The organism is Streptomyces sp. NPDC034085 (genome assembly GCF_055575555.1).
On sequence record NZ_JBVISL010000010.1, the window covers coordinates 187,791 to 200,579 of the forward strand.

Sequence of the window (12,789 nt, forward strand, 5' to 3'; positions counted from 1 at the left end):
CGACCGCGCGCCGCGACCGCGGAAAAGGGCCCGCACCCCCGGCGAACCGGAGGTGCGGGCCCTTTTCCGTACGGGCGCTCCGCGTCAGGCGGCGAGCAGCTTGCGCACCCGCTCCGCGCCCACCGCGAGCAGCAGCGTGGGCAGGCGCGGGCCGGTCTCGCGGGTCACGAGCAGCCGGTAGAGCAGGGCGAAGAACTCGCGCTGGGCGACCTTGAGCTCCGGCGTCGGCTTGGCGTCGGGCTCCAGGCCGGCCATCACCTTCGGCACGCCGTAGACGAGGGTGGTGAGCCCGTCCAGGGACCAGTGCGAGTCGAGGCCCTCCAGGAGCAGCCGCAGGGACTCGCGCCCGGCGTCGTCCAGGGAGGACAGCAGCTCGGTGTCGGCGTCCTCGCGGACGAGGGTGCGCTGGTCGGCCGGGACCTGGGTGGTGATCCAGTTCTCGGCGCGGTCCAGGCGCGGCCGGACCTCGTCCAGGGAGCTCAGCGGCTGGGAGGGGTCCAGGTCGGAGAGGATCCGCAGGGTCTGCTCGTCGTGCCCGGCGGTGATGTCGACGACCGACGCGAGGGTGCGGTACGGCATCGGACGCGGGGTGCGGGGCAGCTCGTGGGAGGCGACGCGGACGGCGCGGGCGTGCGCGGCGGCGTCGGCCGGCAGGACGGTGCCGTCGGCGACCTTGGCCTCCAGCTTGTCCCACTCGTCGTAGAGGCGCTGGATCTCCTGGTCGAAGGCGATCTTGAAGGACTGGTTGGGGCGGCGGCGCGCGTACAGCCAGCGCAGCAGCTGCGGTTCCATGATCTTCAGCGCGTCGGCCGGGGTGGGGACCCCGCCCTTGCTGGAGGACATCTTCGCCATGCCCGAGATGCCGACGAAGGCGTACATCGGGCCGATGGGCTGCTCGCCGCCGAAGAGGCCGACGATCTGCCCGCCGACCTGGAAGGAGGAGCCGGGCGAGGAGTGGTCGACGCCCGAGGGCTCGAAGACGACGCCCTCGTACGCCCAGCGCATGGGCCAGTCGACCTTCCAGACCAGCTTGCCGCGGTTGAACTCGGAGAGCTTGACGGTCTCGGTGAACTCGTCCTCGGTGCAGACGTAGGTCAGCTCGGTGGTCTCGTCGTTGTAGGCGGTGACCTTGGTGAAGTCCTTGTTGCACGCGCCGCAGTACGGCTTGTACGGGAAGTACTCCGCGCCCTCGGCGCTGCCGTCGTCCTCGGCGGCGGCGCCCGAGCCCTCCGCGGCCTCGAGTTCGGCCGCGTCGGCCTGCTTCTGCTGGGGCTTCTTGCCGCCCGGCTTCTGCTTGGTGCGGTACTGGTCGAGGACGGCGTCGATGTCGGCGCGGTGCTTCATCGCGAACAGCACCTGCTCGCGGTAGGCGCCGGAGGTGTACTGCTCGGTCTGGCTGATCGGGTCGTACTCGACGCCCAGCTCGGCCAGGGAGTCGACCATGGCGGCCTTGAAGTGCTCGGCCCAGTTCGGGTACGGGGACCCCTCGGGCGCGGGCACGGCGGTCAGCGGGCGGCCGATGTGCTGGGCGTGGGACGCCTCGGTGACTCCGGGGACGCCGTTGGGGACCTTGCGGTACCGGTCGTAGTCGTCCCAGGAGATGAGGTGGCGGACCTGGTGGCCGCGGCGGCGGATCTCGTCCGCGACCAGGTGCGGGGTCATGACCTCGCGCAGGTTGCCGAGGTGGATCGGGCCGGAGGGGGAGAGCCCGGACGCGACGACGATCACTTTGCCCGGGGCTCGGCGCTCCGCCTCGGCGATGACCTCGTCCGCGAAACGGGAGACCCAGTCGGTCTCTGTGCTGCTGCTCTGGGCGCTCTGAGCCACGACACGTCCTTCTATCTCGAATGCTGGCTTCGGCCATTCTCCCAGACGGAAGCTGCCGCTCCGGGGTTGCTTCCGCACAGTGATATCCCGAGAGGCCGGGCCCCTCCGCGTGGGATACTCGGCACTTGTCGGAACACCCAAGTGCACCTTCAGGCGCAACCTCACAGGAACGGCAGCTCATGGCCTCGGTCCCTTCCCTCGCTTCCTCCGTCGAACAGCGCGTCGCGGACGCCCTCGTCTCCGCCCTGCCGGAGGCCGGTGCCGCCGACCCGCTGCTGCGACGAAGCGACCGGGCCGACTTCCAGGCCAACGGCATCCTGGCGCTCGCGAAGAAGGCCAAGGCCAACCCGCGCGAGCTGGCGGCCACCGTCCTCGACGGCCTGGACAAGGGCGGGGTGATCAAGGAGGTCGAGGTCTCGGGCCCCGGCTTCCTCAACATCACCGTCTCCGACGAGGCGATCATCAAGACCCTGGCCGCCCGTGCCGCCGACGACCGGCTCGGCGTGCCGCTCAACGCGTCCGCCGGCACGACCGTGATCGACTACGCGCAGCCCAACGTGGCCAAGGAGATGCACGTCGGCCACCTGCGGTCCGCCGTGATCGGCGCCGCGATGGTGGAAATCCTGGAGTTCACGGGTGAGACGGTGATCCGCCGCCACCACATCGGCGACTGGGGCACCCAGTTCGGCATGCTGATCCAGTACCTGCTGGAGCACCCGCACGAGCTGGACCACAAGGCCGCCGAGGGGGACCCCCAGGCCTCCGGTGAAGAGGCGATGTCCAACCTCAACCGCCTCTACAAGGCTTCGCGCGCCCTCTTCGACTCCGACGAGGAGTTCAAGACGCGCGCCCGGGCCCGGGTGGTGGACCTCCAGGCGGGCGACCCGGAGACCCTGGCCCTGTGGCAGCGTTTCGTGGACGAGTCGAAGATCTACTTCTACTCGGTCTTCAACAAGCTGGACATGGACATCCAGGACCCGGACGTCGTCGGCGAGTCCGGCTACAACGACATGCTGGTCGAGACCTGCAAGCTGCTGGAGGAGTCGGGCGTCGCCGTCCGCTCCAACGGCGCGCTGTGCGTGTTCTTCGACGAGTACAAGGGTCCGGACGGCAACCCGACCCCGCTGATCGTCCAGAAGTCCGACGGCGGTTTCGGCTACGCCGCCACCGACCTCTCCGCGATCCGCAACCGCGTCTCCGACCTGTCGGCCACGTCCCTGATCTACGTGGTGGACGCGCGGCAGTCGCTGCACTTCAAGATGGTCTTCGAGACGGCCCGCCGGGCCGGCTGGCTCAACGAGGACGTCAAGGCCGTTCAGCTGGCGTTCGGCACGGTCCTCGGCAAGGACGGCAAGCCGTTCAAGACCCGTGAGGGCGAGACGGTCCGGCTGGTCGACCTGCTGGACGAGGCGGTCGAGCGGGCCGCCGCGGTCGTCCGCGAGAAGGCCCAGGACCTCACGGAGCAGGAGATCGCCGAGCGCGCCGCCCAGGTGGGCATCGGCGCGGTGAAGTACGCGGACCTCTCCACCTCCGCCTCGCGCGACTACAAGTTCGACCTGGACCAGATGGTCTCGCTGACCGGTGACACGTCCGTGTACCTCCAGTACGCGTACGCGCGCATCCAGTCGATCCTGCGCAAGGCGGGCGAGGCCCGGCCGGCCGCCCACCCCGAGCTGGAGCTGGCCGCCTCGGAGCGGGCCCTGGGCCTGCACCTGGACGGCTTCGGCGCGCTCATCGCGGAGGCCGCGGCCGAGTACGCCCCGCACAAGCTGGCCGCGTACCTGTACCAGCTGGCGTCGCTGTACACGACGTTCTACGCCGAGTGCCCGGTGCTGAAGGCCGACACCCCGGAGCAGGTCGAGAACCGCCTGTTCCTGTGCGACCTGACCGCCCGCACCCTCACCAAGGGCATGTCCCTCCTCGGCATCCGCACCCCCGAGAAGCTCTGACGCCCCACCCGACGGCCCCCGGCGCACCCGCACCGGGGGCCGTCGCGTTTCCCGGCCCGGACCCGACCCGGAGGGCTAGGGCGGAAGGCGTCCGATCCGAGGAGGAACCGACATCGGGCCCGTGCCCGCGTTCATGGCCCGCTGGTGGGGCGGGTACGCCCTCGCACGCGACCCCGGACTCGACCGGCACGTGGCCGACCATCGAAGCGCGGGCCGCGTCCGCCACCGACGTCGAGACCGCCCGCAAGCCGCTCGACGAGGCCTCCCGCAACTCCGGGAGACCGTCTTCGAGCTGTTCTGGCAGTAGGACGGCCTGCGCCAGCCGCCGCTTTGTGATGGGCCTCACAGGGAACGTCTCCCCGGGGCCGGGCCTCTTCGGTGTGTCAGGGCGCGGCACGGTGAGGGGAGCGGGGATGGACGGGACGGCGCGACGGCGGGCCGGGATCGCGGTGGCGGGGCTGCTGGGGGCCGACGGGCTGGCGCACCTGTACTGGGCGACCGGGGCGACCTGGCCGGCGTCCGGGGAGCGGGCGCTGTCGCTGGCGGTGCTCGGCGCGGAGGTGTCCTTCGGGCCGCGGGTGGTGCTGCCGCTGGCGGCGCTGACGCTGACCGCCGGGGCGGGGGTCCTGGCGCACGGGTACGGGCGCGGCGGCCGGCTCGCGCGGGCCGTGACCGGGGCGGTGGCGGTGGGGCTCGGCGTACGAGGTCTGGCGGGCCTCGGCTGGGCGGCGGGCGTCCTCGCAAGTCCGCCGGGCAGCCCCTTCCACGCCCTGAACCTGGCCGTGTACACGCCCGCCTGCCTCGGTTTCGGCTGGGCGGCGGCCCGGCTGGCGCGCGCCAGGTGAGCCCGGGGGAACGCGACCGCGGGGTGGCGCTGGCCCGGGCGGCCCGGGCGGGGAACACCCTCGCGCTGCACGAGCTGCTCGACCACCTGGCCCCGTACATCGCCCGGATCTGCACCCCGATCGCCCTCGGAGACGGTCCGGACGCCGCGCAGGAGGCGCTGCTGGCGGTGTTCACGTCGCTGCGGTCGCTGCGGGAGCCGGAGGCGCTGTACGGGTGGGTGCGGGCGATCGCGGTGCGGGAGGCTGTGCGCACGGCGCAGCGCGCGGCCCGGGTCCGTCCCGCCGAGCCGGCGGACGTGCCGGCGCAAGGGGATCCCGAGCTGGCCGCCGACATCGGGGACGTCCTGGCCCGGCTGTCGCCCGCGCACCGGGCGGTGCTGGTGTTGCGGGACGTGGAGGGCCTGGACGAGGAGGCCGCCGCGGCCGTCCTCGGTGTCCCGGCCGGCACCGCCAAGTCCCGGCTGCACCGGGCCCGTTCCAGCTTCCGAAAGGCGTGGTCCGCATGACCGGCACCGACATCGACACCGTGGCACGTCTGCACGTGATGGCCGCCGCAGTGCGCGGGGCCCGCGTGGCCGAGCGCGTGGTGGCGGCCCCGTTCGAGGAGGTGTGGCCGGTGATGGCCGCCCTGGACTTCCTGCCCGACTTCGAGCGGATCCGCGTGGTGCGCTGTGACGGGGAGCGCATCGAGGCGCTGGCCCGCGGCAGGTACGGCTTCCGGGCCCACCTGCGGGGCTTCCGCCGCCCCGGCTGGTGCTGGCTGCAGAGCCGGTTCCTGATCGCCGGGCTGGCGGCGGCCCCGGCCCTGGACGGGTTGGGCACCCGCATCGCCCTGACGGGGGGCGTACGGATCCCCGCGCGCGCGGCGGTCGTACCGTTCGGGACGCTGCGGGAACTGGAGGCGGCGGCCCGCCGTCTGGACGTGCGCGTACGGCGGTCCGGCGCCTGAGAAGTCGTTCCTCTTCCGATCAGGGGGGCGTGAAGTCGAGTGTGACGACCCGGCCGGGTGATGTTCCGGCGGTCCGGATACCAAGCCAAGGGCGGTCGGCGAGCGAGGGGGCGGGCTTCGCATGGGGGCAGCGGACGAGCAGGACCCTGAGGACGGGGAAGGCTGGCTGACGAAGGCCGGAGTCCGGGAGATCTGGCCGCAGATCAGGCCGGGCTTCGTGGGGCTGTTCTTCTGGGGCCTGACCTCCCCTGACAACCACGGCACAGTGACGGGCTTCGTGTGCTGAGCGGGCTGACCAGCCGCTGGTCCATCGATCTCGGGAGCCGCCATGACCGGGCGGCCCGCCCGGGTCGTCCTCGCCACGGCGTCGGCCGCCTCGCCCGGCCGGGGCGCCGGGACGTCACCCGTACGGGCCGGTTCCGGGCGCCGGGGCCGGGTAGGGGTTGGCCCGTCCTTCCCCCGCGCCACCGACGGAGGCATCCGTGCCCGACATGAACGGCCCCTACAAGCCCGGCACCCCGTGCTGGATCGACCTGATGGTCCCCGACCAGCAGGCCGCCCTCGACTTCTACTGCGACCTCTTCGGCTGGCAGGGCGAGGTCGGCCCGGCGGAGCAGGGCGGGTACTCCGTCTGCACCCTCAAGGGCAAGCCGGTGGCGGGGATCATGAAGGCGATGAACCCGGACGGGACGGTGCCGGACCCGCTGCCGCCGACCGTGTGGACCACGTACCTGTCCACGGACAGCATCGACTCCACGCTCAAGTCCGTCACCGACGCGGGCGGCACCGTCATGATGGGCCCGGTGGACGTCATGGACCTCGGGCGGATGGCCCTGGTCGCCGACCCGACCGGCGCCGTCGTCGGCCTGTGGCAGCCCGGGACCTTCGAGGGCGCGGGCATCGTCAACGAGCACGGCGCACTGATCTGGAACGAACTCACCACCGGCGACATCCCGGCCGCCTCCGCGTTCTACTCCTCCGTCCTGCCCGTCACCACGGCCCGTTCCGAGATGGCCGGCGCCGACGACTACGTCGAGTTCAAGGTCGCCGGCCGGGCGGTGGGCGGGATGATGGACATGAGCAAGCTGCCGCCGGGCGTACCGCCGCACTGGCAGCCGTACTTCCACGTGGACAGCGTGGACGACATCCAGGCGGCCGCCGTCCGCGCCGGCGCGACGGTCCTGGCCCCGGCCTTCGACATGGTCGCGGGCCGCATGGCGGTCCTCGCCGACCCGCAGGGCGGCGCGTTCTCGATCATCACGGCGTCCTCCCCGGAACAGCCGGCCTGACGCCCGTCCCCGGACTGTGGACAACGCGCCGCCCCGCTCGCGCAGGGCGGCGCGCCCGTCAGTAGCGGCAGCCGCCCGGGCCGAACTCCGCCCATACGACCTTTCCCGGCCGACGGGGCAGGACTCCCCAGCCGTCCGCCACTCCGGCGACGAGCAGCAGCCCGTTCCCGGGCGGCCCGGCCGAGATCCGCGACAGCCCGGGCCCGCTGTCGTGCAGCTCCACGCGGACGCAGCAGCCGAAGTTCAGCAGCCGGAGGCGATACGCGCGGCCGCGCGGGACCCCGTACCGCAGGGCGTTGGTGGCCAGTTCGCTCACGCAGAGCACCACGTCGTCCCGGCGGGGGTCCCAGTAGTTCTCGCCGAAAAAACAACGCTAGGGAATGATCCGCAGGTCAGCGCGCCGGTTCCATCGTGGCCATCTGCTCGTCGTGCTCGCGCAGCATCCGCATGACGGTGGCGGGTGAGGGGTGCTGGCCCTCCTTTGTGCCGGTGGTGATGACGAGCCGCTTGGCGATGTCGCGCAGGCTCATCTCCTGGTCGCGCAGGTGGACACCTATGAAACACGCCCACGCGGTTCCCGGCCGATTGCCGTCTGCGGGTGACCGCCTGACGGCACGCCTGTTGCCTGTTTCCGGCGTATTCCGGATGGCCTCCATCAATGGTGGATGTCGATACCGCCGTCGTTCGTCTTCACCGTCACGGTGTGGTTGGCCTTGCGGTCGACCGGAATGTCGATCTTGGGGTTGCTGTTGGCGCTGGTGGCGTGGATGTAGTAGCCGGAGGAAGGCAGGGTGAGGTCGACACCGCCGTTGCCGGTGGTCACGTTCGTCATTGTGGGGGCAGTGCGGAATGCGGCCCTGACCTCGCCGTCCGTCGTCGTGGCCTCGAACCGGTCGGACGTGACACCGGCCACATGGATCTGGCCGGTGGTGCTGTTCAGGGAGAGCGGCCCGGAGAGGTCGGTGAGGTCGATGCCCCCGGAACGCGTCCTGATGTCGAGACTGCCGGCGAGGCCTCGCGCGGTGGTCCCCCCGTCGACGGTGGTCACCTTCACCGCGAGCCTTTCCGGCAGCGAGATGTCGAGACGGAAATCGTCGCAGTCGCCGGAGCACGACTGGGACACGGTGATGATCGCGCCGGCCGTGCTGGTCGTCAGCTTTGGCGGGGTGCTGCCGGTGTACTTGCCGGTGGCGGAGACATGCACGAAGGAGTCGTTGCTCGCCTTCAGTGAGACGCCCGCGTTCGCGGTGTCGATGCTCAGCAGGGTGGCGGCGGACGCGTCGGCCTGGTCGGCTGCGGAGAAGCTGTCACGGCCTTTCATCACGCTGACCACGGACCAGGCGCCCACGGCGACGACGACGAGCAGGACGATCAGGCCGCTGCTGATGATGAACCGGCTCTTGACAGAAGACATTGCTTTCAAGCTCCCAAGTAGCGCAGGACTGCGCGGACCCGGCGGTTCTTGCCGTCCTCCGGGTGCAGTCCGAACTTCGCGAAAATGTTGCTGATGTGTTTTTCGACTGCGGCCGGACCTATGACCAGTTGTGCGGCGATCCCCGAGTTCGAGCGGCCCTCGGCCATGCCTGACAGGACGTCCTTCTCCCGGGGGGACAGCGCGGCGAGCGGGTCCCGCTTGCGGGTGCGCGCCAGCACCTGCTTGACCACCTCGGGGTCGAGGACGGTGTCCCCCAGCGTGATCCGCTTCAGGGCGTCGACGAAGTCGTCGACGTCGGAGACCCGGTCCTTGAGCAGATAGCCGACCCCTCGGGTGTCGTCGGCGATCAGGTCGATGGCGTAGCTCTCCTCGACGTACTGGGAGAGGACGAGCACGCCGACCTCGGGCCAGCGGTTGCGGATGACCAGTGCGGCGCGCAGACCCTCGTCGACGAAGGTGGGTGGCATGCGTACGTCGACAACGCACACGTCGGGATGGTGCTCGGCGACGGATCTCAGCAGGGCTTCGCCGTCGCCGACCGCGTCCACTACCTCGATGCCCTGCTCCTCCAGGAGTAGCACGATCCCCTGCCGCAGCAGCGTGGAATCCTCGGCGATCACTACGCGCATTTCATGTCCACTTCGATGAGGGTCGGCCCGCCGACCGGGCTGGAGACCGTCAGCTTGCCGTCGACCCCGGAGACCCGGTCCGCGAGGCCGCTCAGGCCGCTGCCCCGCCCGAGGGTCGCCCCGCCGATACCGTTGTCGCCGATCGTCACCGTCAGCCGGTCGTCGATACGGCGGATCGTCACCCAGGCGGTGCTCGCCGCGGCGTGCTTGGCCACGTTGGTCAGGGCCTCGCTCACCACGAAGTAGGCGATGCCCTCGACCGTGGTGGACGGCCTCGGTGCGGCATCGACGGCGATCGTGACCGGGATCGGGGAACGGGCGGCCACCGCGGACAGCGCGGCGTCCAGCCCCCGGTCGGTGAGGACCGGCGGGTGCAGTCCCCGGGTCAGGTCGCGCAGCTCGTTGATGGCCTGGCGGGCTTCGCTGCGGGCACTCTCGATCAGCTCCACAGTCTCGGGGTGTCCCGCGCCCTTGAGCCGTGAGCTGGCCCGGCCCAGAGTCATCGCCATGGCGACGAGGCGCTGCTGCGCACCGTCGTGCAGATCGCGCTCGATCCGCCGCCGCTCAGCCTCCGCGGCGTCGACCACCCGTGCCCGGCTGGCCGTCAGGTACGCGACCTGCTGGGTGAGCCGGGCGTCCCGGGAGGGGGCGAACAGAGTGCGGGCGAGGGTGATGTCCAGGGCCCGCAGGGTGCGTACCACCACCGGTGACACCGTCAGGCCGGCAAGCACTCCGACCGCCGCGACGGCCAGGGCCGTGCCCGTGTTGTCGATGTTCAGCGGACCGATCGCGGCCCGTCCCAGGGGCAGCTCCGCGTAGTAGAAGGGCAGCAGGGCCAGCATCGTCGGGCCGGCCCAGGCCAGGGCGACCGCGACCACGTTCAGGGCAGACACCGGGATCAGCAGCGCGAAGTAGCAGACCTGCCGCCACGTCGAGCGGCTGGTCAGCACGGTGAGCGTGGACCGCAGCAGGTTCACGGACAGTTCCGGAGCCGGCTGTGCGGGAATCTCCAGCCCGCACAGGGTGGCGTACCGGTCGCGCTCGGCATCGGCGAGCCGGTGCAGCAGCCAGGCCGCCGCGATCACCAGTGGTGCGCCGATGAGGGCGACCGGCAGCAGGCAGATGCCGGTCACCAGCAGCATCAGCACCGCGAAGCCGACGAGCGCGGATATGCCGTCGGCGGCCAGGTGCGCGGACGCCAACCACAGGGGGGGCGATTTCAGGGCCCGCACGGGGTTGCGCGGCAGGACCTGGCCCGCGGTCCCCGTCTGCGAATTCGGCTTCCCGGTCACCTGATCCGGCCCGCACCCCCTGTCGGGGCCGGCATCCCGACTCCTGCACTCGTCCATCGTGGTCCCATGCTTCTCGATTCATCCGCGGACTCCGCAAACACTAGGCGGGTGGCCCGCGTCAGCGGCACGCGGACAACCCACGAGTTCGAGGTAGGGAAAACCCACCGCCGGTCCGTGGGCAGGCAGGACTGGCAGCGGAGGCTGTGACGGGCAGAGTTGTGGCCATGGCAGCGAACCAGTTGATGACGGAGGGCACGTCGATGACCACCACTCGGGTGTCCTGCGGCGATGCGCTTCTCTTGGAGGGCCGCTTCGGCGACTTCGTCGACGACCGTGTGGCCGAGGCTCTCGACGAGCTCCTCGGCGAGAGCCTCGACGCGGCTATCGCCGCGCGGCTCGGGTGGTACCGAAAGCGGGACTGGCCCTTGATGGTGTTGCTGGTCGCGGTGGTGTCCGGCCTGTCCGTGGTGCTGGTGGACCACCCCGGCGCTGTGGCGACGCTGTGGGTGGCCGCGGCAGTCATCTGCGCCTGCCGGACGCGGATCTGCCGGCCGTACGAACCTGGCAGGTGAGCACCAGCAGTACGGCGCCCCCACCGTGCCGCGGCGCCTCCCCCGGAGGCTCCGTCATCGGCCCCCGAATCCCAGCTCTTCCACCCTGCACGTCTACGACGGAAAGCAACCTGCGGCACCCGCAGACGTCCGGCCTTCCGCTACCCAATCCCTGACGGGCCCGTACGCTCCAGGCGCCCGCACCTCACCGGGGCCGATTCGCTGCTCTACAGCCCGGCTCCGGGATCGTCCACGGCCACGGTCCGCAGCGGCCGGTGTCCCCGCTCGTCGAGCTGGGCCAGTTCGTGCTCGTAGTCCACGGTGATGGAGCCGTAGTAGTTCACCACCGAGCTGCGGGCCGGGGAGATGTGCGCCAGGACCTCGGCGTCCACCTCGCGGCCCGCCCCGCGCAGTTCACCGACGGCCAGGCCCATGTACTCGGTGTGCCAGCAGACCACCGCGTTCGTCACCACCGTCAGGCACCACGCCTGCTCGTTCTGCTGCTCCGGCTGACGGCGGGTGACCTTGCCCTCGCGGGCGTAGTGGAGCTGGCGGCGCAGGGCGTGCAAGGACTCGCCCTTGTTCAGCTGCCGGGCGATCTTGCGCCGGTAGCCCTCGTCCGACAGGTACTTCGCGGCGTAGATCGTTCTGCGGATCACCCCGTACTCCTTCAGCGCGGCGGCCAGCGCGTTCTGCCGGGAAGACGCCGAAAGCTTGCCGACGATCAAGGAGGCGGTGGCGTGCCCGTACTTCAGCGACCCCGCCAGCCGCAGCAGGTCGTCCCAGTGATCGGCGATCAGGTCGAGGTTGGCCTTCTTCGTCAGCAGCGGTCCTGCCTTCGGGAACCGCTCCTCGTAGTCGCTCTTGGCGCCCACCCGGTACAGGGTGATCTTGCCCAGGTCGCGGATACGGGGCGACTTTCCCACCAGGTCAAACAGGCCAAAGTTGACCAGGGTGACGCGTGTCCGTGGCGTGCTCGGTGATCGGCAGGTCGGTGGCGTTGCCCAAAATCTCGTCCAGCACGTAGTGCGCCTCGCGGTGCGTGGCCACGATCGCAGCCGGGACATGCCGATCTTCCCGCGCAGCAGCGTCCCCACCGCCTCGTCCGGGATGCCGGCCGCTGCCGGCACGGGCAGGATCTCCTCCAGCAGGGCGAGCCGGTCCTCGGAAAGCTTGGCCCGCTCGGCAAGCACCTCGCGCAGCTTGATTCGCGCGCGGGACTCCGAGCCCGACAGGGTCTGGTCGAAGAGCTGGACGACGGAGTCGAGTACGTCGACCGAGGACTGCGCGAGCAGTGTCAGCAGGATCGGATGGCGCCGGTTGGACTCGCGCCGCACCAGGGCCTGCGCGGTCAGACGGCGCCCGATCCGGGCCAGGTAGCGGCGCCGTTCGGCAGGCAGGGACGACATGTCGAGTGTGTCGGCGCCAAGTCCCCGCAGGAACCTCAGCTTCTCGACCTGGCCGCCCACGCTCGTCGGCGACGCCCGCGCGCCAACGCGACGACCATGAAGATGATCGGACGGCAGGTAGCCGCCGCCAGGATCGCCAAAGGCCTGACCCAGAAAAACCTCGCCGACCTGGCCAAGTTGGACGAGGAGACCATCGCCTCCATCGAGCAGGGGCGGCGCGCCTTGATGCCGCACGTCGCGGAGCTGCTGGACTTCCACCTGGGCTTGCCCGGCTTGCTGACTGTTGCGGCCCTCGGCATGCCGGAGAGGGATGCAACTCCTTCTTGGTCAGAGGAGTTCATGGACCTTGAAACGCGCGCGATCGCAATCGACCTGTACGAATGCATGGTCGTCCCGGGGCTCCTCCAGACCGAGAGCTACATGCGATCCCTCTTCCACTGCCGCGTTCCGGCCTTTCTGCCGGAGGAAATCGAGAGCCTGACCGCCAGGCGGCTCAGCCGGGTGCAGATCATCCACCGCAAGAGTCCCCCGAACCTCGCCTTCGTCATCTCCGAGACCGCGCTCCGGGATCGGATCGGCGGCGACGCGGTCTACGCCGAACAGTTGCGCCACCT

At 70.8% G+C, this 12,789-nt stretch carries 14 protein-coding genes and 1 pseudogene; 8 read left to right on the plus strand and 7 right to left on the minus strand.

The genetic code is table 11. The features are described from left to right. Window positions 1–84: 84 nt before the first annotated feature. Window positions 85–1,827, minus strand: a complete 1,743-nt coding sequence (gene lysS / locus ACZ501_RS29040) for a lysine--tRNA ligase (RefSeq protein WP_361597067.1) — start codon at window positions 1,825–1,827, stop codon at window positions 85–87. A 179-nt stretch (window positions 1,828–2,006) separates the two neighbouring features. Between lysS and argS the strand changes: the two genes are divergently transcribed. From argS to ACZ501_RS29070, 6 genes are all read left to right on the plus strand, one after another. After that, window positions 2,007–3,776, plus strand: a complete 1,770-nt coding sequence (gene argS, locus ACZ501_RS29045) for an arginine--tRNA ligase (protein ID WP_468799425.1) — start codon at window positions 2,007–2,009, stop codon at window positions 3,774–3,776. A 413-nt stretch (window positions 3,777–4,189) separates the two neighbouring features. Then, window positions 4,190–4,621, plus strand: a complete 432-nt coding sequence (locus ACZ501_RS29050; RefSeq protein WP_361597061.1) for a DUF3995 domain-containing protein — start codon at window positions 4,190–4,192, stop codon at window positions 4,619–4,621. Beyond that, window positions 4,618–5,127, plus strand: a complete 510-nt coding sequence (locus tag ACZ501_RS29055; RefSeq protein WP_361597058.1) for an RNA polymerase sigma factor — start codon at window positions 4,618–4,620, stop codon at window positions 5,125–5,127. Before ACZ501_RS29050 ends, ACZ501_RS29055 begins: the two co-directional genes overlap by 4 nt. Beyond that, complete coding sequence (locus ACZ501_RS29060) at window positions 5,124–5,570, plus strand: hypothetical protein (protein WP_468799427.1); 447 nt, start codon at window positions 5,124–5,126, stop codon at window positions 5,568–5,570. The genes ACZ501_RS29055 and ACZ501_RS29060 overlap by 4 nt, the downstream gene beginning before the upstream one ends. Window positions 5,571–5,691: 121 nt before the next feature. Next, the gene (locus tag ACZ501_RS29065; protein ID WP_468799429.1) at window positions 5,692–5,856 is read left to right on the plus strand and encodes a hypothetical protein; all 165 of its coding nucleotides are present in this window, start codon (window positions 5,692–5,694) and stop codon (window positions 5,854–5,856) included. Between the two features lie 205 nt (window positions 5,857–6,061). Continuing rightward, window positions 6,062–6,859, plus strand: coding sequence for a VOC family protein (locus ACZ501_RS29070; protein ID WP_361597193.1), 798 nt, complete (start codon window positions 6,062–6,064; stop codon window positions 6,857–6,859). Between the two features lie 58 nt (window positions 6,860–6,917). Here the strand turns inward: ACZ501_RS29070 and ACZ501_RS29075 are convergent, their stop codons facing one another. The 5 genes from ACZ501_RS29075 to ACZ501_RS29095 form a co-directional block, all read right to left on the minus strand. Continuing rightward, entirely contained in the window at window positions 6,918–7,187 is a 270-nt protein-coding gene (locus ACZ501_RS29075; RefSeq protein WP_361597049.1) for an ATP-binding protein, read from the minus strand. A gap of 64 nt (window positions 7,188–7,251) precedes the next feature. Continuing rightward, window positions 7,252–7,389, minus strand: coding sequence for a hypothetical protein (locus ACZ501_RS29080; protein ID WP_361597046.1), 138 nt, complete (start codon window positions 7,387–7,389; stop codon window positions 7,252–7,254). 125 nt (window positions 7,390–7,514) lie between these two features. Further along, window positions 7,515–8,273, minus strand: a complete 759-nt coding sequence (locus ACZ501_RS29085) for a DUF4097 family beta strand repeat-containing protein (protein WP_468799431.1) — start codon at window positions 8,271–8,273, stop codon at window positions 7,515–7,517. Window positions 8,274–8,278: 5 nt separating this feature from the next. Beyond that, entirely contained in the window at window positions 8,279–8,923 is a 645-nt protein-coding gene (locus ACZ501_RS29090) for a response regulator transcription factor (RefSeq protein WP_361597040.1), read from the minus strand. Beyond that, window positions 8,914–10,125 (minus strand): sensor histidine kinase, encoded by a 1,212-nt coding sequence (locus ACZ501_RS29095; protein ID WP_468799433.1) that lies wholly within the window; start codon window positions 10,123–10,125, stop codon window positions 8,914–8,916. Before ACZ501_RS29095 ends, ACZ501_RS29090 begins: the two co-directional genes overlap by 10 nt. A 314-nt stretch (window positions 10,126–10,439) precedes the next feature. Between ACZ501_RS29095 and ACZ501_RS29100 the strand changes: the two genes are divergently transcribed. Continuing rightward, window positions 10,440–10,787: a hypothetical protein gene (locus tag ACZ501_RS29100; RefSeq protein ID WP_468799435.1), complete on the plus strand. Its 348-nt coding sequence runs from the start codon at window positions 10,440–10,442 to the stop codon at window positions 10,785–10,787. Window positions 10,788–10,993: 206 nt separating this feature from the next. Here ACZ501_RS29100 and ACZ501_RS29105 read toward each other — a convergent pair whose 3' ends face one another. Continuing rightward, window positions 10,994–12,175: a Tn3 family transposase gene (locus tag ACZ501_RS29105; protein WP_468799437.1), complete on the minus strand. Its 1,182-nt coding sequence runs from the start codon at window positions 12,173–12,175 to the stop codon at window positions 10,994–10,996. Window positions 12,176–12,277: 102 nt separating this feature from the next. On the opposite strand from ACZ501_RS29105, the pseudogene ACZ501_RS29110 reads away from it, so the two are divergent. Continuing rightward, window positions 12,278–12,748, plus strand: a pseudogene (locus ACZ501_RS29110) (Scr1 family TA system antitoxin-like transcriptional regulator); the annotation flags it as partial. Window positions 12,749–12,789 lie beyond the last annotated feature (41 nt).

What these genes read in the sequence shown, in the direction of transcription:
- argS (WP_468799425.1), top strand. Translation starts at nt 2,007, where the DNA reads ATGGCCTCGGTCCCTTCCCTCGCTTCCTCCGTCGAACAGCGCGTCGCG.
- ACZ501_RS29050 (WP_361597061.1), top strand. Translation starts at nt 4,190, where the DNA reads ATGGACGGGACGGCGCGACGGCGGGCCGGGATCGCGGTGGCGGGGCTG.
- ACZ501_RS29060 (WP_468799427.1), top strand. Translation starts at nt 5,124, where the DNA reads ATGACCGGCACCGACATCGACACCGTGGCACGTCTGCACGTGATGGCC.
- ACZ501_RS29065 (WP_468799429.1), top strand. Translation starts at nt 5,692, where the DNA reads ATGGGGGCAGCGGACGAGCAGGACCCTGAGGACGGGGAAGGCTGGCTG.
- ACZ501_RS29070 (WP_361597193.1), top strand. Translation starts at nt 6,062, where the DNA reads ATGAACGGCCCCTACAAGCCCGGCACCCCGTGCTGGATCGACCTGATG.
- ACZ501_RS29080 (WP_361597046.1), bottom strand. Translation starts at nt 7,389, where the DNA reads ATGAGCCTGCGCGACATCGCCAAGCGGCTCGTCATCACCACCGGCACA.
- ACZ501_RS29085 (WP_468799431.1), bottom strand. Translation starts at nt 8,273, where the DNA reads ATGTCTTCTGTCAAGAGCCGGTTCATCATCAGCAGCGGCCTGATCGTC.
- ACZ501_RS29090 (WP_361597040.1), bottom strand. Translation starts at nt 8,923, where the DNA reads ATGCGCGTAGTGATCGCCGAGGATTCCACGCTGCTGCGGCAGGGGATC.
- ACZ501_RS29100 (WP_468799435.1), top strand. Translation starts at nt 10,440, where the DNA reads ATGGCAGCGAACCAGTTGATGACGGAGGGCACGTCGATGACCACCACT.
- ACZ501_RS29105 (WP_468799437.1), bottom strand. Translation starts at nt 12,175, where the DNA reads ATGTCGTCCCTGCCTGCCGAACGGCGCCGCTACCTGGCCCGGATCGGG.